Origin of the sequence: Orrella daihaiensis, assembly GCF_022811525.1 — a bacterium.
In the GTDB taxonomy this organism is placed as follows: domain Bacteria; phylum Pseudomonadota; class Gammaproteobacteria; order Burkholderiales; family Burkholderiaceae_B; genus Algicoccus; species Algicoccus daihaiensis.
This window is the reverse complement of record NZ_CP063982.1, coordinates 2,623,248-2,648,765: the sequence shown is the minus strand read 5'-3', so window position 1 is coordinate 2,648,765 and position 25,518 is coordinate 2,623,248. Positions and strand designations below refer to the sequence as shown.

General features: G+C 54.1%; 25 protein-coding genes, 1 tRNA gene and 1 riboswitch. Of the genes, 15 read left to right on the top strand and 11 right to left on the bottom strand.

The window, feature by feature from the left end:
- Window positions 1-2 precede the first annotated feature (2 nt).
- On the bottom strand, window positions 3-923 hold the full coding sequence (locus DHf2319_RS12210) for a c-type cytochrome (protein WP_243478632.1): 921 nt from the start codon (window positions 921-923) through the stop codon (window positions 3-5).
- A 116-nt stretch (window positions 924-1,039) separates the two neighbouring features.
- Here DHf2319_RS12210 and DHf2319_RS12205 point away from each other — a divergent pair.
- Window positions 1,040-1,114 (top strand) — tRNA-Arg (locus DHf2319_RS12205).
- Between the two features lie 22 nt (window positions 1,115-1,136).
- Here DHf2319_RS12205 and gshA read toward each other — a convergent pair.
- Window positions 1,137-2,720 carry a glutamate--cysteine ligase gene (gshA, locus tag DHf2319_RS12200; RefSeq protein WP_369810195.1) on the bottom strand — a complete coding sequence of 528 codons (1,584 nt, stop codon included), beginning with the start codon at window positions 2,718-2,720 and terminating at the stop codon, window positions 1,137-1,139.
- A gap of 108 nt (window positions 2,721-2,828) precedes the next feature.
- Between gshA and DHf2319_RS12195 the strand changes: the two genes are divergently transcribed.
- Window positions 2,829-3,356: a hypothetical protein gene (locus tag DHf2319_RS12195; RefSeq protein ID WP_243478630.1), complete on the top strand. Its 528-nt coding sequence runs from the start codon at window positions 2,829-2,831 to the stop codon at window positions 3,354-3,356.
- Here DHf2319_RS12195 and DHf2319_RS12190 read toward each other — a convergent pair.
- On the bottom strand, window positions 3,331-3,561 hold the full coding sequence (locus tag DHf2319_RS12190; protein ID WP_243478629.1) for a helix-turn-helix domain-containing protein: 231 nt from the start codon (window positions 3,559-3,561) through the stop codon (window positions 3,331-3,333). The genes DHf2319_RS12195 and DHf2319_RS12190 overlap by 26 nt on opposite strands.
- 108 nt (window positions 3,562-3,669) lie before the next feature.
- Between DHf2319_RS12190 and DHf2319_RS12185 the strand changes: the two genes are divergently transcribed.
- The 4 genes from DHf2319_RS12185 to DHf2319_RS12170 all read left to right on the top strand — a co-directional run bounded on the left by DHf2319_RS12185 (window position 3,670) and on the right by DHf2319_RS12170 (window position 7,738).
- Window positions 3,670-4,566: an AEC family transporter gene (locus DHf2319_RS12185; RefSeq protein ID WP_243478628.1), complete on the top strand. Its 897-nt coding sequence runs from the start codon at window positions 3,670-3,672 to the stop codon at window positions 4,564-4,566.
- 26 nt (window positions 4,567-4,592) lie between these two features.
- Window positions 4,593-4,671, top strand: a riboswitch (SAM riboswitch).
- A complete protein-coding gene (gene metX / locus DHf2319_RS12180; RefSeq protein WP_243478627.1) occupies window positions 4,662-5,876 on the top strand; it encodes a homoserine O-succinyltransferase MetX in 1,215 nt (404 codons plus the stop codon). (Overlaps the previous riboswitch by 10 nt.)
- Window positions 5,869-6,495, top strand: coding sequence for a methionine biosynthesis protein MetW (metW, locus tag DHf2319_RS12175; RefSeq protein ID WP_243478626.1), 627 nt, complete (start codon window positions 5,869-5,871; stop codon window positions 6,493-6,495). Before metX ends, metW begins: the two co-directional genes overlap by 8 nt.
- Window positions 6,482-7,738: a muropeptide transporter gene (locus DHf2319_RS12170; protein ID WP_243478625.1), complete on the top strand. Its 1,257-nt coding sequence runs from the start codon at window positions 6,482-6,484 to the stop codon at window positions 7,736-7,738. The genes metW and DHf2319_RS12170 overlap by 14 nt, the downstream gene beginning before the upstream one ends.
- A 2-nt stretch (window positions 7,739-7,740) precedes the next feature.
- On the opposite strand, the gene DHf2319_RS12165 is transcribed toward DHf2319_RS12170, so the two are convergent.
- On the bottom strand, window positions 7,741-8,607 hold the full coding sequence (locus DHf2319_RS12165) for a universal stress protein (protein ID WP_243478624.1): 867 nt from the start codon (window positions 8,605-8,607) through the stop codon (window positions 7,741-7,743).
- A 29-nt stretch (window positions 8,608-8,636) separates the two neighbouring features.
- Window positions 8,637-9,428, bottom strand: a complete 792-nt coding sequence (locus tag DHf2319_RS12160) for an exodeoxyribonuclease III (RefSeq protein WP_243478623.1) — start codon at window positions 9,426-9,428, stop codon at window positions 8,637-8,639.
- A gap of 71 nt (window positions 9,429-9,499) precedes the next feature.
- Between DHf2319_RS12160 and pyrE the strand changes: the two genes are divergently transcribed.
- The gene (pyrE, locus tag DHf2319_RS12155; RefSeq protein WP_243478622.1) at window positions 9,500-10,180 is read left to right on the top strand and encodes an orotate phosphoribosyltransferase; all 681 of its coding nucleotides are present in this window, start codon (window positions 9,500-9,502) and stop codon (window positions 10,178-10,180) included.
- Here the strand turns inward: pyrE and gatB are convergent.
- The 3 genes from gatB to gatC are packed head-to-tail and all read right to left on the bottom strand — an operon-like array spanning window position 10,177 to window position 13,480.
- Window positions 10,177-11,631, bottom strand: a complete 1,455-nt coding sequence (gatB, locus tag DHf2319_RS12150) for an Asp-tRNA(Asn)/Glu-tRNA(Gln) amidotransferase subunit GatB (RefSeq protein ID WP_243478621.1) — start codon at window positions 11,629-11,631, stop codon at window positions 10,177-10,179. The two genes, pyrE and gatB, sit on opposite strands and share 4 nt — an antisense overlap.
- On the bottom strand, window positions 11,628-13,166 hold the full coding sequence (gene gatA, locus DHf2319_RS12145) for an Asp-tRNA(Asn)/Glu-tRNA(Gln) amidotransferase subunit GatA (RefSeq protein WP_243478620.1): 1,539 nt from the start codon (window positions 13,164-13,166) through the stop codon (window positions 11,628-11,630). The genes gatB and gatA overlap by 4 nt, the downstream gene beginning before the upstream one ends.
- Before the next feature lie 5 nt (window positions 13,167-13,171).
- Window positions 13,172-13,480, bottom strand: a complete 309-nt coding sequence (gene gatC / locus DHf2319_RS12140) for an Asp-tRNA(Asn)/Glu-tRNA(Gln) amidotransferase subunit GatC (RefSeq protein WP_243478619.1) — start codon at window positions 13,478-13,480, stop codon at window positions 13,172-13,174.
- 220 nt (window positions 13,481-13,700) lie between these two features.
- On the opposite strand from gatC, the gene DHf2319_RS12135 reads away from it, so the two are divergent.
- From DHf2319_RS12135 to rodA, 5 genes are all read left to right on the top strand, one after another.
- On the top strand, window positions 13,701-14,744 hold the full coding sequence (locus DHf2319_RS12135) for a rod shape-determining protein (RefSeq protein ID WP_243478618.1): 1,044 nt from the start codon (window positions 13,701-13,703) through the stop codon (window positions 14,742-14,744).
- A gap of 77 nt (window positions 14,745-14,821) precedes the next feature.
- Entirely contained in the window at window positions 14,822-15,730 is a 909-nt protein-coding gene (gene mreC, locus DHf2319_RS12130) for a rod shape-determining protein MreC (protein WP_243478617.1), read from the top strand.
- Window positions 15,717-16,280 carry a rod shape-determining protein MreD gene (mreD, locus tag DHf2319_RS12125; RefSeq protein ID WP_243478616.1) on the top strand — a complete coding sequence of 188 codons (564 nt, stop codon included), beginning with the start codon at window positions 15,717-15,719 and terminating at the stop codon, window positions 16,278-16,280. The genes mreC and mreD overlap by 14 nt, the downstream gene beginning before the upstream one ends.
- A gap of 13 nt (window positions 16,281-16,293) precedes the next feature.
- Entirely contained in the window at window positions 16,294-18,174 is a 1,881-nt protein-coding gene (gene mrdA / locus DHf2319_RS12120; RefSeq protein WP_243478615.1) for a penicillin-binding protein 2, read from the top strand.
- Window positions 18,171-19,340 (top strand): rod shape-determining protein RodA, encoded by a 1,170-nt coding sequence (gene rodA / locus DHf2319_RS12115; protein WP_243478614.1) that lies wholly within the window; start codon window positions 18,171-18,173, stop codon window positions 19,338-19,340. The genes mrdA and rodA overlap by 4 nt, the downstream gene beginning before the upstream one ends.
- Here rodA and mutY read toward each other — a convergent pair.
- The 3 genes from mutY to DHf2319_RS12100 are packed head-to-tail and all read right to left on the bottom strand — an operon-like array spanning window position 19,286 to window position 21,919.
- Window positions 19,286-20,338, bottom strand: coding sequence for an A/G-specific adenine glycosylase (gene mutY / locus DHf2319_RS12110; RefSeq protein ID WP_243478613.1), 1,053 nt, complete (start codon window positions 20,336-20,338; stop codon window positions 19,286-19,288). The genes rodA and mutY overlap by 55 nt on opposite strands.
- Before the next feature lie 4 nt (window positions 20,339-20,342).
- Window positions 20,343-21,251, bottom strand: coding sequence for a cell division protein FtsX (locus tag DHf2319_RS12105; RefSeq protein ID WP_243478612.1), 909 nt, complete (start codon window positions 21,249-21,251; stop codon window positions 20,343-20,345).
- Window positions 21,248-21,919, bottom strand: coding sequence for a cell division ATP-binding protein FtsE (locus tag DHf2319_RS12100; protein ID WP_243478611.1), 672 nt, complete (start codon window positions 21,917-21,919; stop codon window positions 21,248-21,250). The genes DHf2319_RS12105 and DHf2319_RS12100 overlap by 4 nt, the downstream gene beginning before the upstream one ends.
- Before the next feature lie 192 nt (window positions 21,920-22,111).
- Between DHf2319_RS12100 and DHf2319_RS12095 the strand changes: the two genes are divergently transcribed.
- The 3 genes from DHf2319_RS12095 to DHf2319_RS12085 all read left to right on the top strand — a co-directional run bounded on the left by DHf2319_RS12095 (window position 22,112) and on the right by DHf2319_RS12085 (window position 25,509).
- The gene (locus DHf2319_RS12095; protein ID WP_243478610.1) at window positions 22,112-23,128 is read left to right on the top strand and encodes an amino acid ABC transporter substrate-binding protein; all 1,017 of its coding nucleotides are present in this window, start codon (window positions 22,112-22,114) and stop codon (window positions 23,126-23,128) included.
- Between the two features lie 84 nt (window positions 23,129-23,212).
- Window positions 23,213-24,406: an amino acid ABC transporter permease gene (locus tag DHf2319_RS12090; RefSeq protein WP_243478609.1), complete on the top strand. Its 1,194-nt coding sequence runs from the start codon at window positions 23,213-23,215 to the stop codon at window positions 24,404-24,406.
- 2 nt (window positions 24,407-24,408) lie between these two features.
- Window positions 24,409-25,509 carry an amino acid ABC transporter permease gene (locus tag DHf2319_RS12085; RefSeq protein WP_369810194.1) on the top strand — a complete coding sequence of 367 codons (1,101 nt, stop codon included), beginning with the start codon at window positions 24,409-24,411 and terminating at the stop codon, window positions 25,507-25,509.
- Window positions 25,510-25,518: the final 9 nt, after the last annotated feature.

The window sequence follows — 25,518 nt, the reverse complement described above, 5'->3', positions numbered from 1 at the left end:
CTTTACTGCACCGATTGCACCATGTAGTGAACGGCTGATGCAATATCATTGTCACTGGCGTTCATCATGCCACCGCGTGGGGGCATGGCACCCTTACCTTTGATGGCCAATTCAATCATGGTATCCATACCGGTTGCGACATAGGGTGCCCAAGCCGCCTTGTCACCAAGCTTGGGTGCACCTGCTACGCCTGAGCGGTGGCAGGCCATGCATGCCTGGTTGTAGATTTTTTCACCGAGCGCTAAATCAATACCAGCAGGCAATGTTGAGGCTGAATTCGTTGCTGGCGCAGGGGCAGCGGCAGGTGCTGGCGCGGGTGCAGACGTGGCAGCAGCGGGTGCCGCAGCAACTGCCATAGGAGCAGGTGCTGGCGTCGTAGCTGGCGCAGCACTGGTCTGCTCAGCAGCAGGCTCTTCAAAGTTACCACCCGCTGCGTTACTCATATAAACAACCGCACGGGCAATTTCAATGTCCTGCAGGTTTGGATTGCCGCCTCGAGCGGGCATGGCACCTTTGCCTTTAATCACATTGTTGATCATGGTTTCGAGCCCGGTACCAATTGGGGTTGACCACGCAACCTGATCACCAAATTTGTGCGCACCTGCCGCACCTGAGTCATGACAGGCGGCACAGGCTAGCGCGTAGACTTGTTCACCGCTTCTGAGCTCGACTGGACCGCTTGCGTCTACGAGTTCGATCTTAGCCACCGGCGCAATCCGCAATGCCGTCGCCTCTGGCCCTAGCGCATCGGATCCAGCAGCTTTGCGATCGCCCGTGGTCACCCAGCTAGCCAGCATGATCAACACCACGACCGGAATAACGAATGACAAAACCACGGTCACGATCAACTGTTTTGGGGTTTTGATGATCATTTCGTGATCTTCAGCGTGCATAGACTCTTGCTTTTCGGTGGAATTACTCATAAGACGCCCTGTAGTTGCGATCGCAAAAATTTGGGGCATTATAGCGGCAATGCCCCCAAAAATGCCATGTTGGTTGAGATAAATCAAACGAGCGCTGTGCGTATAATGTGACCCGAGCGCCCGTAGTTCAATGGATAGAATTAGAGTTTCCGAAGCTCTCGATACAGGTTCGATTCCTGTCGGGCGCGCCAGTCATCAGCATTTGCCGACTGATCAAGGCGCTTTTAACGCCAGATGAAAGTCTTGTACGTATTGTTCAAACGACACGCTTTTGTCAGCTTCAAGTAACTTTTGTGCGGCGATTGACTCATCGCGCATCGCTTGTGCGGATTGCCGTTCCTGTTCAGTCAAGCCAGCGTTTCTGAAATGCTCAGCATGAGCATGCGATAACTGAAGCGCAAATTCATGAAACGACTGCCCGGCTTGAATCGTGGCCAGTACTCGGGCCGAGGGGGTCAGGCTGATATCGTTGACTTTGTGCTGTTGCGTGATAACCGCCTGACGATAGCCATCGTCGTTCAGCTCGGTTGCCAGCAGGTCCGCACAATCTGCGATCCGCTCCAGTACTTCTGAGGCCCATTGCGCTAAGCCCACGGGGATGCCGTTACGAGACAGCGCGAGCTCAGGCTTTCTGCCCTGGATCACAACCGAATTGAAGTTTTGTGCGCTCTCCACACAAAAGCCATCATCACCGAATTGGGGGCTATGTTCGAGCGCGCAATACAGCAGGAAAGCATCCATGAACCGCACACTTTGCGCAGAAATACCGGTAGGTTCAAATGGGTCAATATCCAGGCAACGAACCTCGACGTACTGCACGCCACGTTCAGCGAGCGCTGTAATCGGGCGCTCACCCCGACCGGTAGTGCGCTTGGGCCGGATCGTTGAGTAAAACTCGTTTTCGATTTGCAGCAAATTACAGTTCAGTTGAATCCATTGACCATCTCGCTTGGTGCCGATGGCTTCATAAGCAGGCCATGGGGAGGTCACCGCCGAGTACAAGCGATTCAGAAATGTTGGCAAGTCGTTATAGCAAAGCTTTAGCGTTGATTGGGCTTTGTTCTGATAACCCAGATCACTCATGCGCAGGCTAGTTGCCCAAGGCAGGTAGGCGGTAGTCGAGCCGAGGGTTTGCAAGCCGTGATCACCTTGACCACGTAAAAAATTATTTGATACGGCAGGTGAAGCGCCAAATAAGTACATCAACAACCAACTGTGACGCACGAAGTTGCGAATCAAAGCCACGTAGCCTTCTGACTGGCGGCTGGACTGGTGAGACTCGTCAGTGTGGCTATGGGGAAACAAGCCTTCATGAGTCCATAATGCTTCAGGTAGCGAGAAGTTGTAATGCAATCCTGCGATGCATTGCATTAATTTGCCGTAACGCACTGCCAAGCCACGACGGTATACGTGCTTGAGCATCCCCGTGTTGGAGTCACCGTACCAGGCGATGGGGATGTCAGGTTCAGCGGGTAATAAGGCCGGCATGGAGTGGTTCCACAGCAATTCCTCGCCTAGCCCGGCCACGGCCAATCGATGTACCCAGTCAAGCTCCTCGATAACGCCATTGGCGCTGTGGTGCGTGTTGGTAATTAACTCCAGAAGTGCCTCGGAGTAGTCGGTCGTGATATGCGGATGCGTCAGTGCACTACCGAGTGCTAAAGGGTGTGAGTGTGTGGAAAGCCACCCTTGTCGATCGACTCGCAAGCCTTCTTTTTCTATGCCGCGCTGGCAACCCGCGAGCATGCCCGATTCCTGTCGAAGCAGGTTGAGGCGTTCTTGTAACTGAGAGGCCAACCGCAATCCCCGGTTCGTAATTAAAATCGCGGTAACCGCGCTAGAGTGTCCATTGTACGGCACGCGCTTTGCTGTTGGATTGCTGCATCACATGATCAAGGAAATCGATTGTTTGGAACCTCATTCACTAAGCTGTTCTCGCTCAAACGCGCAGGTGTTCTCGCAAGCCTGTTTTTGTTAGTGGCTTGTTATCCGACCTATAACTGGCGAGAGATACCAGTTGCGGATGGTCTCGCGACGTTAGCATTCCCCGCCAAGGTTGATACTGCCAAGCGCAATCTTGATCTCGCTGGAATGCCGGTGACTTTTGTGTTGACCAGTGCTGATGTCAACGACGTGGTGTTTTCCATTGGATGGGCACAATTACCGACGCAAAGTACTGCCGAGCAGCGTCAATCGGCACAGAGAGCGCTGGTGGACTCCCTGGCTACCAGTATGGGGCAAGTAGCTCCGGCGCAAGCTTATGAAGCAGAGGTGTTTCGTCTGCAAACTGATCGCGATGGTCGCACGCTGGCTTTAGTGGCCAGAGTGTTGGTTCAGTACGACATCGTGATGCGAGTAGTCGCCTCAGGCCCGCCCGAAGTGCTCACGGAAGAACTCGCGACAGAGTTCATGCGGTCGTTGAAGTTGCGGTAAATGGCTCGAGCAGTCCGAGATGAATGGCGCGCGCAACGCAGGCTTGGCGCCCGTAAACATTTAATTTGCGACTCGCGTTGCATAAGTGGAAATTTACGGTGCGCTCGCTTAAGCCTAATATGGTGGCGGTTTCCCAGCTGGTTTTGCCGCGCGACACCCACGCCAGACATTGCAGCTCTCGCCCGGTTAAAGGTGTTTGCGTCATGTTACTACCCTCATCTTTTTAGTAATGATTAAACAACTGGCAATAGTTTGACTGCAGTTGTTCTATTTGTTAATTCGCAAAATCCCGTAACAATTACTTACATTTGTCATGAGCGTTTTGATTTCTGCCTACCTTGCCATGCTGGTCCGACTCATGCCCTTGGTGGCCTGTGTCGTGGTCGGCTTTATTTGGGGGCGCCGTGAGCAGCCTTATCCGACGGCATTTGTTTCGACGCTTGTGACTTACGTGGCGATACCTGCACTCACGTTTCACACCTTAATGACGACGCCACTAGCTGCTAGTACCATGACATGGGTGCTGGCTTTGTCCGTGATTGCGTTGCTGGTTGCCGGTGTCGTGGTCGCAGTGGTCTTGCGTTTATTGGGCTTGTCTGGTCGCGATTTGGGGCAAACCGCCTGGATACCCAACGCAGGCAATCTTGGCTTGCCAATGTCAGAGCTTGTATTCGGTGTTCAGGGGCTGACGATTGCGATTGCTTTTTTTGCGGCGTCATCGTTCGTCAGTTTCACCTTCGGGTTGCGGTGGTTGACCGGCTCGGTCGGTAAAGTTTGGCGCCAGCCAGTTGTCTGGGCGACGCTCATTGGCATAGGACTTCGTGCTCTTGATATGCAGGCACCGCAGTGGTCATTGGATAGTGCCAAATTGTTGGGCAGTATGGCAGTGCCCTTGATGCTGGTAACGCTCGGGCACACGCTGTCACAACTTCCTCGTTCAGGCTTTATGGCGGGTTCAGGCGTAACGGTGGCCAGATTTGTCAGCGGTATCGTGGTGGCATTGTTGTTATTTGCGCCAATAGGAATTGATCCTTTGATTGCTGCGCCGATAGCCTTACAGATGCTGATGCCTTGTGCGGTCAATAGCTATCTGTTTGCGCGTTTGCATGGCAATGGCGGTGATGCAGCAGCTGGTGCCGTATTAATCTCGACCTTGGTGTTTCTCCTGCTTGCGCCCTTGTTGTTATGGCTTGGGGGTGTTGGCCAATAAGCCAGAAAGCTGGTGTTAGAATTTACAGACGTTTTGGCGCCGATTTGCCTGATCCGCTTGCGGGCGCCTCATAAATCCAGCTAAAGAGGTCCATCATGGTTAATGCTATTGATCCTCAACTGACCTGCTCTGATTCGCCCAACCCGGGGACCGGCTCTACGGCTTGCGGATCGGTGGGTGTGGTTAAAACCCAGTATTTCGAATTTGACGAGCCCCTGCGACTGTCATCTGGGCAGGTGCTTGAGCGTTATACGCTAGCCGTGCATACCTATGGCACGTTGAATCCCGACAAAAGCAACGCCGTTCTCATTTGTCATGCGTTAAACGCGTCACATCACGTTGCGGGGATTTCGGCCGATGATCCCAACGAGATTGGCTGGTGGGACAACATGGTAGGGCCTGGTAAGCCCGTGGATACCGACAAGTTCTTCGTCATCGGCGTCAACAACATTGGCTCATGCTTCGGTTCCACCGGTCCTGCATCTATTCGTAGTGAGACGGGCAAGCCTTGGGGAGCAGCATTTCCGGTGGTGACTGTCGAGGATTGGGTAATGGCGCAAGCCCGTTTGGCTGATCGCCTTGGCATTGAACGGTTTGCCGCAGTGATGGGCGGTTCGCTTGGTGGTATGCAGGCACTGAGTTGGTCCATCACGTGTCCCGAGCGTGTTGCCAATTGCGTGGTGATTGCGAGCACGCCCCGATTGTCGGCACAAAATATTGGTTTTAATGAGGTCGCAAGGCGTGCCATTATCACCGACCCGGAGTTTCATGGTGGTGATTACTACGCCCATGGTGTAGTGCCAAAACGTGGTTTGTCGGTGGCACGAATGATCGGGCATATCACGTACCTCTCTGATGATGATATGGCAGAAAAATTTGGCCGAGCGCAACGTGCACCGGCCGAGGATGGTGCTTGGCGCTATGGATTTGATGTTGAGTTCGAAGTTGAATCGTATTTGCGTTATCAGGGTGAGAAGTTCTCCAAGTATTTCGATGCCAACACCTATTTGCTGATTACTCGGGCACTAGACTACTTTGATCCGGCTCGCAGTTCGGGCGGTGATCTCACGAAAGCGCTTGCACCGACTGAGGCGAGTTTTCTGCTGGTGTCATTTGCGACCGATTGGCGCTTCCCGCCCGCGCGCTCACGCGAAATTGTTAAGGCCTTGTTGAATAACGCAACACCGGTGACCTACGCTGAAATCGATGCGCCGCATGGCCATGACGCATTCTTGCTTGATGATGCGCGTTATCACGCGGTGGTACGAGAGTATTTCAAGCGTATCGCCAAGGAGGTGTCTCATGACTGAGTTCAACGTTCGGCGCGACTTCGAGCGCATCGGCAGTTGGGTCGATCGCGGCAGCCGAGTGCTTGATCTTGGTTGTGGCGACGGCTCCTTGCTTGGTTATCTGCGGGACACAAGGCAAATCAGGGGCGTCGGTGTTGAAATCAGTGACGAGCGAGTGATTGCCTGCGTGGAACGTGGTGTGGATGTCATTCAACAGAACCTCGATGATGGCTTGGCCATGTTTGGTGATCGGCAGTTTGACACGGTCGTGCTGTCACAGACATTGCAAGCGGTACACCAGACTGAGCATGTTCTGCGCGAAATGGTGCGGGTCGGGCGCACTGGGGTGGTGTCGTTTCCGAACTTTGGCTATTGGCCCCATGGTTGGTCAATTTTAAAAGGACGGATGCCAGTGACGGGGCAGATGCCCTACGCTTGGTACAACACCCCTAACATTCATCTTTGTACGCTGAAGGATTTCGAGGATTTATGCAGAAAGCTTGATTTACAGATTCTTGAGCGTGTGACCTTTAGTCCGACGCACGAGGTAAAGTGGCTGGCCGGCTGGCGTGCAACGCTGGCGTTGTATCGGTTTGCGAGCGCAACCAATTCCGCAGGTGGTTTGCGTGAACCTCAGTAGTCTCTATTTTGGTAGACGGGTCGCGCCACTGTTGGCGCTAGGATTTGCCAGTGGCTTGCCGCTGGCGTTGACTGGCGGCACGCTGCAAGCGTGGGCAACCGTGGAGAATGTGTCACTGCAAGAAATTGGCTTTTTGACGTTGGTGGGAACTGCCTACACGCTGAAGTTCGTCTGGGCGCCGTTCATTGACCGATATGTGCCACCGCTTCTCGGACGCCGTCGAGGTTGGATGGCAGTGACTCAAATATTGCTAGCACTCGGTTTAATCGCGATGGGCATGCTGTCGCCCGGACAATCGCTTGGACCCCTTGCGCTGCTGGCGGTCATGGTGGCTTTTTTTTCCGCCACGCAAGACATTGCATTCGATGCTTACCGCACTGATGTTTTGCGGCCAGCCGAGCGAGGAGCCGGTGCCGCATTGTCAGTGCTTGGTTACCGTTTGGCTATGTTGGTGTCGGGCGGTCTGGCGCTGATCGTGGCTGATCAGTGGCTTGGTTGGGGGCGTACTTACGCGCTCATGGGTTTGCTTATGCTGGTCGCCGTGCTTGCAACGCTTTGGGCGCCAGAGCCTGAGCGCCCGGGCCAAGCGCCCGTGTCGTTAACCGAAGCTGTGATTGAGCCATTTAAAGAATTCTTTGCTCGGCCGCAGGTGTGGATGTTGCTGCTGCTGATCGTGCTCTATAAATTAGGCGATGCCTTTGCAGGAGCGCTTTCGACAACTTTTTTGATTCGGGGTGCGGGCTTTACGCCGACTGAAGTAGGTACTGTTAATAAGCTGCTTGGTTTAAGTGCAACCATCGTAGGCGCACTCGCCGGTGGTGCTCTGATGGCAAAGCTCGGGTTGTACCGCTCGCTAATGGCATTCGGAATTTTGCAGGCGGTCTCTAATTTTGGCTATTGGTTAATTGCGGTGGGTCCCCAAAGCATCTGGTTGATGGCGTTTGGTGTTGGACTAGAAAACCTGTGCGGTGGAATGGGGACCGCTGCTTTCGTCGCTCTGCTGATGGGGTTGTGCAACCATCAGTTTTCCGCCACGCAATTTGCTTTACTGTCTGCGTTGTCTGCTGTGGGCCGAACCTATTTGGCCGGACCGTTGACGCCGCCCTTGGTTGAGTCTTTTGGGTGGCCAATATTTTTTGCGATGACGGTGGTCATTGCTCTGCCAGGTCTATGGTTGTTGTGGCAACGACGCACAGAGATTGACGCGCTCGATGATCGGGTCAAGGCAGAGGCTAACAGTTGATGTCAACGATTGGCGTGTGGCACGAGCAAGACGTCACACTGCACTCGGCTCAGAAGCTTCTCAGCAATACTACCCATGGCAGTTCGACTGACACCGGTGGCGCCGTGTGTGCCCATCACCACAAGCTCGACGCGATGTGCCTTGACGTATTCTGGCAAACAGTGATCGGCCGCGCCATGTTCAATCACGATGGGAAACTTGTTGGCTTCAAGGCCAAGTGTGGACTGGCCAAACTGCTTGGTCCGGGCGCGCAAGGCCTCAGTCTCTTCAGCCACTGTTGGTGAATCGAGCTCATAAATGCCTGCGATTTGGTCGAATGCATGATAAAGCGTCATTGGGGTCGAGGGGCACACAGTACGTGCGTATGCCAATGCTTGGCTGGCTCCATCCGAGAAATCAGTCGCAACCACAATATTTTGATACGCCGTGAAGGGGCGTGATCGCACAACGAGAAATGGGGTGGGGGTACGCCTGGCCAGACGCTCGACCGTATTGCCCAATACGATGCGACCCAGCGTTTCATCGCGGGCAGTGCCTGAGACAATCAGGCTGCAATGGTTGGTTTTTGCGACCTGTTCGATGACCTCTAGCGGGTTACCTGGCTCAACCAAGACAGTCAGATCAACGTCGGCCAGGGCGGGATCATCGGTTAAACGCTGCTTGGCAAATTCGGTGCTGTCTTGCAGCATATTGCGCCAGGTGGGGTCTGCCAATTTAGTTAACCAGGGAGTCTCTACAACATGCAGTGCGATCAATCGCACCCCATGCGATTTCGCCAGCGCTGCTGCCCGATCCATGGCCCGGTCACACCGAGCACTCAAATCGGTGATCAGCAAAATGGGTGCTCGGATAGGGTCATGGACAGCCATACAGGTTCCTGGTTCAGGGTCAATTAAGATCAGCCGATAGACACATCGTAGTCGATCGTAAGAGGCGCGTGATCCGAATAACGCTCAGCCTTAAAAATCTCGGTGCGTTTTGCGCTGGCAGCGATGCCCGGTGTGGCGATTTGATAGTCAATACGCCAACCTACATTCTTGGCCCAGGCTTGCCCCCGGTTACTCCACCAAGTGTAATGATCCTCCCCAGGCTCAAGCTGGCGAAATACATCCACAAAACCAATGTCGTTAAATACATGCGTTAGCCAGTCACGCTCTTCGGGCAAGAATCCTGAATTCTTTCGGTTGCCACGCCAGTTCTTGAGGTCAATTTCCTTGTGGGCGATGTTCCAGTCACCGCAAATGATGAACTCGTGACCGGACTCCCGATGCGTGCGCATCAGGTTGTCTAACCAGGGAGCAAATGCATCCAGAAAGCGCATTTTGACCGCTTGACGTTCGTCACCGCTAGAGCCCGACGGCAGGTAAGCGCTCACGATGGTGAGGTTCTCCCAACTTGCAGCGATCAGCCGACCTTCACGATCAAATTCCTCAAGTCCTATACCGGAGAACACCGTCTTCGGCGCGTGTCGGGTGTAGATGCCTACACCGCTGTAGCCTTTTTTCTCGGCGCAATGAAAATGACCGTCGTAGGGGGTGGGTCGTAGAAGTGCCTGATCCAGGTCGATCTCGTGTGCCTTGACTTCCTGAAGGCAAACCACGTCTGGCTGGTGTGAGTCTAGCCATTGGGATAGGCCTTTGCGGAAGGCTGAGCGCAAGCCATTGACATTTAGAGATGTAACGCGAAGCAAGTGGTCCCCCAATGCGATAATCGCTGTAAATCAAAATCACAATACCCGACGATAATTTCGAGGAAATACGCATGGCAACTTCAATATCGGCCTCAAACTGTGAGTCATTTGTCGACTTTGCGTTGCAAGAGGGCGTTTTGCGATTTGGCGAATTCATGACCAAGTCGGGTCGCTTGAGCCCATACTTTTTTAACGCAGGCCTGTTTAATCATGGCGCAAGCGTCGGGCGATTGGGTCAATTTTACGCACAAGCCCTGATTGATGCCGGCATCGACTTTGACATGTTGTTTGGTCCGGCCTACAAGGGCATACCTCTGGCCACAACAGCTGCAATTTCACTTTCATCTCATCCGCGCCTAGCGGGTCGTAGTATCCCGTTTGCATTCAATCGTAAGGAAGCCAAGGCCCATGGCGAGGGCGGCACGCTAGTGGGCGCACCCCTGAAAGGCAAAGTGGTGATCATTGATGACGTGATTACAGCAGGCACCTCTGTCAACGAATCGGTCGATATTATTCGCAGTGCAGGTGCAGAACCAGTGGCCGTTCTCATCGCGCTCGATCGCATGGAGCGAGCGGGCAACGATCATGAGTTATCGACAAACTCTGCTGTGCAAGAGGTTGCCTTGCGTCATGGTATGCCGGTGATCGCAATTGCAAATCTGGAGAACATTTTGGCGGTTATCCGCGAGCGTGCTGAGTTTGCCCAGTATGAGGCAGCCGTGCTCGCTTACCGCCAGCGCTACGGCATTTAACCGTCAAGTTTTTGTTTCAGCAGATCATTGACCTGCGCTGGATTCGCTTTGCCCTTGGCCAGTTTCATGACCTGACCGACCAGTGAGTTGAATGCTTTTTGTTTGCCAGCGCGGTATTCCTCAACGATTGCAGCATGGTTGGCGATCACTTCATCTACCATGGCACCGATTGCACCCGTGTCACTGATTTGCTTCAAGCCATTTGACTCAATGATCTGGTCGGCATCTTTGTCTGCTGAAGTCCACATCTGACTGAACACATCTCGGGCGATCTTGTTGGAAATCGTGCCGTCGATGATACGCTCTAGCAGCTTTGCCAGTTGTTCTGGTGTGACGGGGCAAGCGCTTAATGTAAGGTCATCACGATTTAGAGCAGCTGAGACTTCTCCCATCAACCAGTTGGCCGCTAATTTGCCTTGGCCGGCAGGTAGTGCTTTTGCCACCGCTTCAAAATACTGCGCTGCTTCGGGATCCTGGCAGATCTGAGCAGCGTCGGCCGGCGCCAGTCCCATGTCGTTGACAAAGCGCTCACGCATTTGTTCCGGCAACTCAGGCATATTGGCACGAACCTGCTCGATCCACTCGTTGCTAATCACCAATGGCGGCAGATCAGGGTCTGGGAAATATCGATAGTCATGCGCGTCTTCTTTGCTACGCATGCTCCGGGTCTCATCGCGATCGGCGTCGTAGAGCCTGGTTTCCTGTGTCACTGTGCCACCGTCTTCGATCAGTTCAATCTGACGTTGCACTTCGAATAGGATGGCGCGCTCGAGAAATCTGAACGAGTTGACGTTCTTGGTCTCGGTACGGGTACCGAACTCTTTTTGGCCGAATGGGCGCACGGAAACGTTGGCGTCGATTCGAAACGAGCCCTCCTGCATGTTGCCATCACAGATGCCTAGCCACGTCACCAAGGCATGCAGTGCTTTGGCATACGCAACGGCTTCTGCAGCCGAGCGCATATCTGGTTCTGACACAATTTCTAACAGTGGCGTGCCGGCGCGGTTCAGGTCTATGCCAGAACATGGTTTGCCGTCTGGACCGGTGAAGTTTTCATGTAAGGATTTGCCAGCATCCTCTTCAAGGTGCGCCCGCGTGAGGGCAAATGTGCGTGGCTCATCGCCTACAACACAATTGATCGTTCCGCCTGACACCACCGGAATTTCATACTGACTGATTTGGTAGTTTTTGGGGAGGTCAGGGTAGAAATAATTTTTACGCGCAAAAATGGAGCGCGGTGCAATGTGCGCACCGATCGCTAAACCGAATCGAATCGCGTGTTCAACAGCCTGGCGGTTCAGTACCGGTAATGAGCCAGGCAACGCCATGTCAACTTCATTGGCCTGCGTGTTTGGCGCTGCACCGTATCGGGTGGAGCTGCTGGAAAAGATTTTGCTGTGGGTGCGCAACTGGACGTGCGTCTCCAACCCAATGACGACTTCCCACTTCATGCTGCACCTCCGGGGCGGCGAGTATGCCAATCCGTGACTTGTTGGTAGGTGTGAGCAATCGCCAGCATCCGTCCCTCGTCGAAATAATTTCCAATTAATTGCAAACCAACGGGTAGTGGTTGACCTCGGTGTCCGGGGGCAAAGCCACATGGAATAGACATGCCGGGCAAGCCAGCGAGATTAACGCTCAATGTATAGATGTCACCAAGCCACTCAGCGGTGGCATCTTGTGCCACGCTACCGATCGCTGGTGCGACCGTCGGATTCACGGGGCCGAGAATGACATCGCACTGGTTAGCGAACGCGGTCTGGAATCCTTCAGCGATTAGCCGCCGCACTCTTTGGGCTTGCAAATAGTACGCGTCGTAGTAACCGTGAGAAAGCACGTAGGTGCCAATCATGATGCGCTTTCGGACTTCAGCCCCAAACCCTTCGGTACGCGAGCGCGCTGTCATGTCTTCAAGATCACTGTATTCGCTGGTTCGATGCCCATACCTCACCGCATCATATCGGGCTAGGTTACTAGAGGCCTCAGCCGGTGCGATGACGTAATAAGCGGGAATGGCATAGGCCGTGTTTGGCAGTGAGATGTCGACTCGCGATGCGCCAAGCGCCTCAAGTTCGGCAATGGCTGCTTGCACTGCGGTTGCCACATCGTTGTTCAGTCCCTGACCGAAATATTCTTTCGGTACGCCGATGCGTATGCCCTTTAATGGCTTGTCGCCTACATACGATTGGAGGCATTTGTTGTAATCAGCGAGGATACGTCCAGGTGCATTGGCGGTGCCGTGGCATGTTTCGATGCTGGTGGCGTCACGCGGGTCGAAACCGCTGATTGCATCGAGAAGTAGTGCCAGGTCATCGGCGTTATTGGCCATCACGCCAGCCTGATCCAGGCTTGATGCGTATGCAATCATCCCAAATCGGGAAGCCACACCGTAAGTCGGCTTGATACCGCAAATCCCACATAGCGCAGCTGGTTGCCTGACCGAGCCGCCCGTGTCAGTACCGGTGGCCCCTAGCACCAGCCCTGCAGCCACGGCCGCTGCGGAGCCGCCTGATGATCCGCCTGGAACGACTTCATGATCCCAAGGGTTCAAGACTGGCCCGATCGCAGCGTGCTCATTACCCGAGCCCATCGCAAATTCGTCACAACTGACTTTACCCAGGCTAACGGTGCCTGCTGCATTCAAGGCATCGATAACAGTGGCATTAAAAGGGCTCAGGTAGTCTCGCAGCATCTTGCTGCCGGCGGTAGTGCGCCACCCTTCAGTGACAAAGATATCCTTGTGCGCCAGCGGCGTTCCCAGCAAAACCCTGTTGGCGCTATCCGCACCCACGGTCAGTTGTTTGTCGGCCAATAGGGCTTGTGCCAGCGTAAGCTCTTTGTTGATATCCACAAAGGCATTCAGTGCCTGGTTTTGTTCGATTTCCTGTAGCAGCGTGGAGGCTGCTTCCTGCGCAGAGAACTGACCTTGACCAAGCGCTTGACGAAACGCCCGAATGGTGGGGAATTCTTTTAGGAATCTGCTCATGAGGCTCACTCAATTACTCTTGGCACGAGAAACACACCCGCTTCACGAGCGGGGGCGTTTTGCATGAAGTGCTCGCGCGTGGCCTCATCGTTAGTCGGCAACGCTCGATCTTCCCGAAGACGCAGGCCAATGTCGCCAATGGCCGATAAGGGATGGGCCATCGGTTCGATACCCTCGGTGTTGATCGATTGCAGTTGCTCAATAAGACCCATGACTTCATTTAGCTCGGTTTGTAGCGCTGGCACCTCAGTATTTTGAAGATGCAGCCTCGCGAGTCGTGCAATTCGAGTCACGTCGGTTTCAGTCAATGCCATGATGGGAGATTCCTGTGCCGGCGCAGACGATAAGAACATCGATGAGCTGGCGATTTCAGTACGTGAAACCCACAATTATAAGTTATCATTTAGAGCTAATCGGCGGCTGACACTGACCGCAATTTCAGCAAATGAAACACCAAGCTGGTATTGCGTTAATTTTGGTAAGAACCGACCTGGCGTCAGGCTGTCTTTATCTTCTTTTTTTGGCTACTTTTGCATGTTCGGATTCCTGCGTAGTTACTTTTCCAGCGACATGGCTATCGACCTCGGTACGGCCAATACGCTGATCTATGTTCGTGGCAAGGGCATTGTGCTTGATGAGCCTTCGGTGGTCGCGATCCGGCACGAAAGTGGCGGGGGTGGTAAACGCATCATTCAGGCGGTTGGTCGCGAGGCCAAGCAGATGCTTGGTCGGGTCCCGGGTAACATTGAAGCCATTCGTCCGATGAAGGACGGCGTGATCGCTGACTTCACCGTCACAGAGCAAATGCTCAAGCAATTCATTCGCATGGTCCACCCGCGTAATATCTTTGCGCCAAGCCCTCGCATTATCGTTTGCGTGCCTTGTGGTTCAACGCAGGTTGAGCGTCGCGCGATCCGCGAGTCAGCCCTAGGTGCGGGGGCCAGTGAGGTTTACCTGATTGAGGAACCCATGGCGGCGGCTATTGGTGCTGGTCTGAACGTCTCAGACGCCAGTGGATCCATGGTGGTTGATATCGGTGGTGGTACGACCGAGGTGGCGGTGATCTCGCTTGGCGGGATGGTCTACAAGGGCTCGGTCAGGGTCGGTGGCGATAAATTTGATGAAGCGATTGTCAATTACATCCGCCGCAATTACGGCATGCTGATTGGTGAGCCAACTGCAGAGTTGATTAAAAAAGAGATTGGTTCAGCCTTTCCGGGCGCTGAAGTACGTGAAATCGAAGTCAAAGGCCGTAATCTGGCTGAAGGTGTGCCGCGCAGCTTTACCGTGTCCTCTAACGAGATACTCGAATCGCTGACCGACCCCCTGAATCAGATCGTGTCTGCTGTCAAAATTGCGCTTGAAAACACGCCACCTGAACTTGGTGCTGACATCACTGACAAAGGTATCGCCTTAACCGGCGGTGGTGCTTTGCTCGCAGACCTCGACCGACTGTTACAGGAAGAGACCGGTTTGCCTGTTGTGGTGGCTGAGGATCCCTTGACGTGTGTGGTGCGCGGCTGCGGCGATGCTCTGGAGCACCTGGAAAAGCTTGGTGCGATCTTTATCGACGACTAAATTCTGCCAGGCTGGCCACAGCATAGGTCAGTGTGTGCGGGGCGGTCATCAAGAGCTTGTTTTAAAAGCGACTAGTCATGGCTCGCAACGTTGATCTGCAATTGTTTCGGCGCAGTGTGCCGGCCGAGGTCAAGCTTGTTTTGCTTGGCTTGGTTTGTGTCGTTTTGCTGGTGGTGGATGCCAATTCGCGCCTACTTAATCCAGTGCGCCAGGCGATCGGTATTGGACTCTACCCGTTTCAGCGTGCTGTAATGCTGCCGCGTGACGCTGTCACGCTGGTGCAGGACTACACCAATGCGGCTCGTATGCTGCAGCAAGAAAGTGATGACCTGCGACGCCAGCGCATCGAGCTGTCCCAAGTTGTAACCAATGCCGCCCAGTTATTGACCGAGAACGAACAGTTGCGACGCTTGCTCGGCGTGGTCGAGCAACGGCCTGCTTATCCCACTGTGGTGGTCGAAGTCCTGTATGAGCCGGTGACGCCATTTCGCCGCCGGCTGGTATTTAACAAGGGTAGTCGCGATGGCATCGCTCCCGGCATGCCCGTGATCGACGAGGGTGGTGTGGTTGGTCAGGTGATTCGGGTGACGCCGTTTTCTGCCGAGGCCGCCATGCTCACCGATGAGCAACTTGCGATACCGGTGCAATTGCTGCGCAATGGACTGCGCCTGATTGCCTTTGGATCCACCGTGCCTGGCAAGCTAGAGGTTCGTTATTTCTCATCGGATGCAGATATCCGCGTAGGTGATGCTTTGGTGACCAGTGGCGTGGGGGGTGGTTTCCCGTCCGGTTTGTCGGTGGCTACCGTGCAAAGTGTGGAGCGCGATGCGGCTTCAGGATTTGCCAGAGCATTGGCCGAACCAACTGCCTATCCAGAGAGGTATCGGCATTTTCTGGTACTTAAAGTGCCGTTAAATCAGGCAACAGAAAAAGATACTCAAGCGAATCAGCTATCGAGCGAGGAGCCAGCCGATGCGACGAGATAACGGTGGCGTAGAGGCGCGCGCCGGATTGCTGCGTACGGTGGGCATGGGCGCTGACAGCAGGGATGTGCACACTGATGGTTGGGTTGTCTGGGGTTCGATATTGCTGGTGTTTTTATTGAGCCTATTGCCATGGCGTATGGCGATCTGGGCCCCAGACCTGCTGATGCTGGTGATCGCTTTTTGGGTGGTGCATGAGGGTAATAAGGTGGGTCTGGTCGCTGGCTTTGTCTTCGGTCTACTCATTGATGTCCATGATTCCGGACCCTTGGGCCAGTATGCGCTCACCTATGTATTGGTGTGCTACGGGGCGGTGGTCCTGCGGCGACGCCTGTTGCGGTTTAACCTTTGGCGGCAGGCTCTGCACATGCTGCCAGTCTTCGTGTTGGCTCGCACGCTGACGCTCGCGCTGACTGCCTCGCTGATGGGCGTATGGCCGGGATGGTGGTGGGCAGCAGCCATTTTGCTTGCCTCGCTGCTGTGGGTGCCGGTAGGATGGATCCTATTGTTGCCGGGCAACCGACTCGCTGCAATGAACTCGCAGACGGATTGACGATCTATTTTGCATGTTTGACTTTAAAAGTGCCAACGAACGTGAACGTAACCGCTTCGGCCTTCGGGTCTGGGTGGCTGGCTTCGCTGTATTGCTGGCATTCGGTTTACTCGGTTGGCGTTTGTGGGTTTTACAGGTTCAGCAGCATCATGGCCTGCTGCAGCGAGCCGACAACAACCGCACGGCTGTTGTACCTATCCCGCCGCGTCGCGGTGAAATTCTGGACCGAAACGGTGAGGTACTGGCGCGCAATTATTTGAGTTACACACTCGATGTGGTACCGGCCCAGGTTGATTCCATGGATGGACTCTTGGCGGATCTTGAACGGGTGGTATCGCTGTCTGATCGACAAAAACGTCAATTCGAACGCCGTTTGCGTGAAGCGGGTCCGTTTGCGCCAGTTTTGCTGCGTAACGACCTGTCTGATACGGAGGCCGCATATTTTGCGGCTCAGGCATTCCGATTTCCAGGCGTAGAGTTAAAAGCGCGGTGGGTGCGTCAATATCCTCAAGGTCAGAGTGCAGCGCACGTGGTGGGCTACATCGGTCGCATATCAGAGCGAGACCTGCAAAACCTGGATGCCAGTAATGAGCTTGGGAATTACCGCGGCACAGATGTGATTGGAAAAAAAGGCATTGAAAAATCCTGGGAAACCCAGTTGCACGGTCAGACAGGCATCGAATCGCTCGAGGTCACGGCTCGCGGCAAGCCAGTTCAAACCTTGCACCGAATTGACCCAGTGCCGGGTCATGACCTGGTCCTTTCGTTGGATTTGCGGCTGCAGCGTATTGCGGAGCAGGCTTTTGAGGGGCAGCGTGGTGCATTAGTGGCTATCGATCCGAACAATGGCGAGATTCTGGCCTTTGTGTCGCAACCTTCGTTTGATCCCAATTTGTTTGTCGATGGGATCGACCATGAGAGTTGGAAGCAACTGAATGAATCAGAAGACAAGCCGCTGATTACCCGGCCTGTGTACGGTACCTACCCTATCGGTTCGACATATAAACCATTCGTGGCGTTAGCAGCGATGGCCCTTGGCAAACGCACACCCGATACAAAAATCTACGATCCTGGCTATTACGAGATGGGTAAAACCCGGTTTAGAAACGCCGGTTCCGTGCCCTACGGTCATGTCGATGTGCACAAGTCGCTAGTGGTGTCGTCAGACGTTTATTACTACTCCATGGCTGAGGAGATCACGGTTGATGCGCTGCATGACTTCATGAAACCGTTCGGTTTCGGACAAAAAACTGGCATTGATCTGGTTGGTGAACGCACGGGCATCTTACCTTCGACCGACTGGAAGAAATCAGCTTTTAAAGATGCCGAGCAGCAACGCTGGTATCCGGGCGAAACTGTGTCTGTGCTGATTGGGCAGGGTTACAACGCTTTCTCACTGATGCAATTGGCTCAGGCTACTGCAGTGCTTGCAAACGGTGGTACCTACTATCGTCCTCAGCTCGTACGGGCAATCAAGCGTGGCGGCTCGGCTGAGCCGGTGCCATCGGAAGTGATGCATAGAATTGATCTGGATCCTAAAGCGGTCAGTGCTGTGCGCGATGCACTCGTGGATGTCACAAAGGTAGGTACCGCTCGCAAAGCATTTGCAACGGCACCTTACGAAGTCGCCGGCAAAACTGGCACGATTCAGCTCTTTAACCTCAAGGGCGCCAAGTACAAGCGCGATGAGGTTGATGAGCGACTCAGAGATCATTCGGCCTTCATGGGCTATGCGCCGAGCAAAAACCCGACCATTGCCCTGGCAGTTTTAGTCGAAAATGCAGGGTGGGGCAGCGAAGTGGCCGCCCCTATTGCCCGAGCAGTGTTTGACGCATGGCTGATGCCTGAAACGGCTGATGTTGCAAAAGCACCCGTTGGTGAGACAGCGAGATGATTAGCCTCTTTAACTGGCTCATGCAGGGGTTGCGTGCCATTGATTGGCCTTTGCTGCTGATCGTGGCATGTCTGTCTGGCATCGGTCTGCTGGTGATGCACTCGGCTGTTGGCGGCACCGACTGGCGGTTTGAAGATCAAAGCCAATATTTTGTGTTTGCACTCGTGTTGATGTGGACAGTTGCGTTGGTTCCGCCACAGTGGCTAGCCAAGATGGCACCCCTTTTGTATGGCGCTGGCCTGTTCCTTTTAGTGGCGGTCATGTTTGTTGGTGATACCAGTAAAGGCGCTACTCGCTGGTTAGACCTCGGCTTCGTTCGCTTGCAGCCTTCTGAGATCATGAAAATAGCATTGCCACTGCTACTGGCTTGGTACTTTCAAAAGCGCGAAGGCAAGCGCAACCCGCTTGACTACCTGATTGGGCTGGTGCTTGTCGCGGTGCCGTTTTTATTGATTGTGCGTCAACCCGATCTCGGCACAGCCTTGCTGGTCGCTAGCGCAGGATTTTTTGTGTTGTATTTTGCAGGGCTGTCTTTCAAGTTGCTTGTTCCAGTTACGATCGCAGCCGTACTTGGCATTGGTTTGGTGTTGGCCTACGAGGACTCGTTGTGCGCTCCGCAGACCGATTGGGTAGTCTTGCACGAATACCAGAAAGGTCGCGTTTGTACATTGCTCGATCCTGCCAAGGATCCACTGGGTAAAGGATTTCACACCATTCAGTCAACCATTGCAGTCGGTTCAGGCGGGCTGTATGGTCGTGGTTACATGGAAGGCACGCAAGCGCAGTTGGATTTCATACCGGAGCGTACAACTGACTTCATTTTTGCGGTGTTTGCTGAGGAGTTCGGGCTGTACGGCTCCGTGGCCCTGCTGTTTTTATTTTTATTGATGGTTGCTCGAGGCTTGGTGATCGCGCAGCGTTCTGAGACGACGTTTTGTCGTTTGGCAGCTAGCAGTCTCACCATGGTGTTGTTTGTCTACGTATTTGTAAACATCGGTATGGTGATCGGTATCTTGCCGGTGGTGGGTGTACCGTTGCCGTTTTTTAGCTATGGCGGCACTGCATTACTCACGTTAGCGCTAGCACTTGGGATCTTGATGAGTGTCAGCGCTCACCGATCATCAATGCCCGCAAGTAATGCCCGCACCGGTTTGGGTAGCCCGTAGCCATCAAGGCTGAGCAATGGAACCCAACGCTGGTTTTTGTTGAGCGTTTGAAAGGTTTGCGATGCTGCGGCGTGGTGCAAGCGCCATGGGGTAATGACCATTCGAAAGTGAGTCAATTCATGGGCGAAGCTTGCCATTGGCACAGCGGCTCCAAGTCCGAGTTGGCTACAGATGTTTGTGTCAGTTGGCAGGCACCATAGTCCTCCCCAGATGCCTTGGTCTGGACGTTTTTCGAGCAGCACGTGTCCATTCACCGTTAGCCATAGCAAGTTGAGATCTCGCACGGGCTTGTCTCGCCTTTTGACTGTTTTGACCGGGAACTCCTCAGGCACCCCGAGTTCGTTGGCGAGGCAGTGCTGTTGTACAGGACACTGCTTGCATTTGGGCTTGTGGCGGGTGCACACGGTGGCACCCAAATCCATCATGCCTTGGGTGTAGCGAGCCATGGCATCAGGCTGGGCACTGATGAGTTGATGGCTTGGCACTTCGTTTTGCGCGATTTCCCAAAGGCGCCGATTCGTGGCAGTTAGGGTGATGTCATCACGAATCGCGAAGTAGCGAGTCAGAACACGTTTGACGTTGCCATCCAGTATGGCGACTCGCTGGCCATGACAAAAAGCTGCAATGGCCGCTGCAGTCGAGGCACCGATTCCTGGTAAGGTCTCGAGATCGGCCGCGAGCTCTGGAAACTCTCCTTGCCACAGGTCAACGACGGTCTTGGCGCAAGCGTGCAGGTTGCGCGCGCGGGCGTAATAGCCCAGACCTGCCCAAAGCGCGAGAACCTCATCAATGTCTGCGTTTGCCAAGGACTTGACCGACGGAAAACGCTCTACAAACCTGTGGTAATAGTCGATGACAGTGGTGACCTGGGTTTGTTGCAACATAATCTCTGACAGCCAGACCCGGTAAGGATCACGGGTGTTCTGCCAGGGCAGCTCATTGCGCCCATGGGTTCGCTGCCAATTGACGATTCGCAAGGCAAGGCGCTGTGTTGCCATCGATTTAATAGCGGGTGTGACGTGTCACAGACCAGCGAGCAGAAAAAGCGCCAAGGCTGATGGCTGCCAGTACATAGAGAAAAAGGCTTAGGGCATCGGGTAGGTGCAAAGCAAACAGAGCATCGTATGTGCGAGATAACCCGCTTAATGCCTCATTTAAGGGCGTCAGTGCGGCACTTGCAAGCCCGATGGCAATCAACGCTGCAATCGCGCAGGTGATGCCACCCTGATATAAAAAAGGTCTTCTGACAAATGACTCGGTAGCGCCTACAAGGCGCGCCACGGCGATTTCTTCGCGCAATGACAAAGCCTGCATACGTACCGTGTTAAAGACGGCAGCCAGTACGACTAACGCGATGATGAGTGTGACCATGGCCAGCCCGATATTGCCAATACGCAATAGTGCTTCGATTCGTTGCACCCAGATGCTGTCGAGTTGGACAAAGGCAACGCCATCGAGTTGCTGCCACTGCCGCGCGAGTACATCGGCGTTGGTAGCCATGGCCTCATCGGCAGCGATGGTGACACTCACAGCATGTGGGAGTGGATTGTCTGGCAATACCTCAAGCGCCTGGCGCCATGCCTGATTGCCGCGCAGTAACTCATAGGCGGTCTCTTTTGAGATCAGGCGGACCTCAAGGACCACTGGGTCGTCACGACTGCGAATTTCCTGCGCGACCGCTTGTGCTTGCTCAAGGCTAGCATCGGGTGTCATGAAAACGGTGATGGCCGGGTTAGCTGATACATGTTGGGTCAGTGGTTGCACCGATACCAGCACCGATGCACCAAGCAGGGGCAGTGTTAAGGCCAGTGCGATGACAACAACGTTGGAAAAAAATGAAAATGGCTGCCCAATTAAGCGTCGTACGGTGACTGCCAGAGCGTAGCGATGATGTTCAAGCAGCCGCTTCATGTTTTAGACACCGGAAAATCCCGGAAACGCCCCGGTTCCACCACAAACACGCGTTGCGCGTACTGTGCCATCAAGTCCTCATCGTGGGTCGCTACCAGCGTGGTCACCCCCACTTGATTAAAGTCTCTAAAGACTGACATGACCTTGCGCGCAGTTTCCCGATCTAGGTTGGCGGTGGGCTCGTCAGCGATTAGCAACGCGGGACGATTCACAATCGCACGCGCAATAGCCAGTCTTTGCTGTTCACCGCCAGACAATGAAATCGGATTGGCTTCTTCCTTGCCGCTGAGCCCGACCTTTTGTAGGGCGGCGCGCGCGCGAGAGCGTGCAATACCGGTCGGGTGGCCAGCCACTGCTAAAGGGAGCATGACGTTATCCAATGCGCTACGGTCATACAACAAATGGGTGTCTTGCAGGATGACGCCAACGGCGCGACGCAGATAGGGTCTTGCCCTAGCGGTGATTTGGTCCAGCCTTTGCCCATTGACGTGGATGCTGCCTTTGGAGCAGGGCTCAAGGCCAGCGATTAGTTTAAGCAAGGTGGACTTGCCTGCCCCGGAGGGACCGGCAATGAACACAAACTCTCCGGCTGTCACCCTGAACGAAATATCCTCCAGGATGTGGGAGCCGGTGCCGTAGGACTTTGAGACGTGTTGAAACTCGATCATGATGAGGCTGTTTTGTAGTTGCGCTAGTGTAAACCTTCAGGTTGGCGTGAAATTTGCTTTTGTAAGCCTATAGGGGGTTTTCCCCCATGCCGATTCTGGCAAGGTGCGGCTACGATCGCAGCTCGGGGATCTATATATCCTCAGATCTGGTGATGTGGTTGCGTCGCAATCAACTCTTTGATGGAGCTTTACATGAAAACTCTTAAACTGGCTGCCATTGGCGCCGCCCTGTTTGCCACAGCCACCGTGGCGCAAGCTGGTCAGACTTTTGACGCGGTTAAACAAAAAGGCTTTGTGCAATGTGGTGTGTCCACTGGCTTGGCCGGATTCTCTAACCCCGATAGCCAGGGTAACTGGACTGGACTAGACATTGATATGTGCCGCGCCGTGGCGGCGACCATGTTTGGCGATGCATCCAAGTTCAAGGTCACTCCGCTTACGCCAGTGCAGCGTTTCACCGCACTGCAGTCTGGTGAAATCGATGTGCTCACGCGTAACACGACCCAGACGCTAACCCGTGATACGACGCTTGGTTTGATCGGCGCCGGGATCAACTTCTATGATGGTCAGGGCATCATGGTCAAGAAAGAACTAGGCGTAAAAAGCGCCAAGGAGTTGGGCGGTGCCACGATTTGCGTACAGCCTGGCACGACCACCGAGCTGAACCTGGCTGACTGGTTCCGTGCTAACAATTTGCAGTTCCAGCCGGTCGTGGTAGAGAAGCTTGACGAGACCGTGCGTGCATTTACGGCTGGCCGCTGCGATGCTTTTACCACCGACAAGTCTCAGCTGGCGTCGGTTCGCACCACGCTACCTAATCCGGATAACTACTTGATCTTGCCCGAGACGTTTTCCAAGGAGCCACTTGGCCCTATGGTGCGTCAGGGTGACGAAGCCTGGTTTAACGTCGTTCGCTGGGCTTTGTTTGCCATGATCGAGGCCGAAGAGTATGGCATTACATCAAAGAACGTTGATCAGATGCTCAAGAGCAACGATCCCAACGTTCAGCGTATCCTTGGTGTGACCCCAGGTATGGGTAAAAACCTCGGTGTTGATGATCAGTGGGCCTACAACATCGTGAGCCAAATTGGTAACTACGGCGAGAGCTTTGAGCGCAATGTCGGTCAAGGCAGTCCAATGAAGCTGGAGCGTGGTCTTAACGCCACGTGGCGCAATGGCGGCCTGATGTACGGCTGGCCCATTCGTTAATTTGGTGTAATCGCGCAACGGGATTGACCCGTTGCGCAAGCTGGTCATAAGCCATGGCCAGCTAACCTCAGTTGTTCAATGCCCATGAGTAATCCAACCACTGGCGTGTCTGCCAAAGCAGCCAGTAAACCAAAGCGTGCCTGGAACGACCCTAAAGTACGAGCCATTGCCTACCAGGTTCTGGTGGTGGGCTTGGTTGCGATCGGCGTTTGGTACTTGGTGTCCAACACCCTGCATAACCTGTCAGTGCGTAATATCGCCACCGGTTTTGGGTTTCTGGATCGTGAAGCTGGTTTCGCGATTGGTGAGGCGCCGATCGAATACACGCCAGCGGACACTTATTCACGCGCATTAAGCGTTGGGCTTCTCAACACGCTGCGCGCAGCAGCCATAGGGATTGTTTTGGCCACCCTACTGGGTACCATCATCGGCATTGCTCGCTTGTCGAGCAATTGGCTGGTGGCCAAAATCGCCAGCATTTACGTAGAGGTGATGCGGAATGTGCCCCTCTTGTTGCAACTCTTTTTCTGGTACGCAATCATTGCAGAGAACCTGCCGGGACCGCGACAGGCGCTTAACCCGATGCCGGGCGTATTTTTATCAAATCGGGGTCTTAAGCTGCCAGCGCTAGAGGGCGATGGTTTGACATGGCTGGCCGGTGGGTTTGTGTTGGCTGTCTTGGCGACTTTGGTGCTGGCAAACTGGTCGCGTCGACGTCAAGAGCAGACCGGACAACTGTTTCCAGTCTGGCGGGTTGGGATTGGATTGATGGTTGCCTGTCCGCTTCTGGCGTGGTGGATCAGCGGGTCGAATTTGAGTCTGAACGTGCCTGTGTTGCAGGGCTTTAATTTCCGTGGCGGTTTAACCTTGACTCCAGAGTTTGCCGCACTACTTCTAGGTTTGGTGATCTACACCGCCGCGTTTATCGCCGAGGTGGTTCGCTCAGGTATTCAAGCGGTCAGTCGTGGGCAGTGGGAGGCAGCTGAATCATTAGGTTTGAGACGTAATCTGGCGCTCAGACTGGTGGTGCTACCGCAGGCGCTGCGCGTCATTATTCCGCCCATGACCAGTCAGTACTTAAACCTCACCAAGAACAGTTCGCTAGCGGTGGCGATCGGCTATCCGGACATTGTCTCGGTTGTTAACACCACCATGAATCAGACCGGCCAAGCGATTGAAGGAATCATGATCATCATGGCTGCCTATCTGACGGTGAGTTTGTCGATTTCGTTCTTCATGAACTGGTATAACGCGCGCATTGCGCTAGTGGAGCGTTGATCATGACGACCGAACCGATCAATGCCATCCCCAGTCGCGAGCCACCAGCCAGTCAGGTAGGTGCAGTTGGCTGGATGCGACAAAACCTGTTTTCCAGTCCGTTCAATAGCGTGCTGACATTTCTCTCTGGTTGGTTGCTGGTGATTGCTGTGCCAGCCCTGTTCGAGTGGGCGTTTTTCCAGGCCAAGCTGACGGCGGCCAATGGTCTTGAATGCCACGAGGCCTCGGGAGCCTGTTGGGCATTTATCGCAGAAAAACATCGGCTGATCTTGTTCGGCACTTACCCGTTTGATGAACAGTGGCGGCCGCTGGTATCGATGGTGCTTCTGGTCGCGATGATCGTGGCCAGTGGCTGGCGCAGACTCTGGAATATCTGGTTATTGCCGCTTTGGGTGGTTGGCTTGACTGTTGTCGCCGTGCTGATGTGGGGTGGTGTCTTCGGTTTGACCTACGTTGAGAACACCCTCTGGGGCGGCTTGCCGCTGACCTTGATTCTGGCGACCTTTGGCATCGCTCTGGCATTTCCCTTTGGGGTGGTGCTGGCACTTGGACGGCGATCTAAATTGCCTGCTATCAAGTCGATATGCGTGATCTACATTGAACTGATACGTGGTGTGCCACTGATTAGCCTGCTCTTTATGTCGTCAGTCATGCTGCCACTGTTTCTGCCAGAGGGGTTGACTATCGACAAGTTGTTGCGAGCCTTAATCGCTATTATCTTGTTTGCCGCCGCCTACGTCGCAGAGACTGTCAGAGGGGGCTTGCAGGCCATTCCGAAAGGTCAATATGAGGGCGCTGATTCATTGGGCTTGACCTATTGGCAGCAGACACGACTCATTATCTTGCCGCAGGCACTCAAGATAGTGATTCCGCCTTTGGTCAGTGTGTTTATTGCGATGTTCAAGGACACATCACTGGTAGTCATTATCGGAATTTTTGATTTGACCCTGGCAGCCAAAGCGGCATTGACTGATCCAGCCTGGCAAGGTTTCGGGGTTGAGGTCTATGTGTTTATCTCGGCGATTTATTTTGTGTTTTGTTATTCGATGTCCAAATACAGCCAGGCGCTTGAGCGGCGGCTGGCAACCGGACACAGCCGTTAGCAGGCTGAG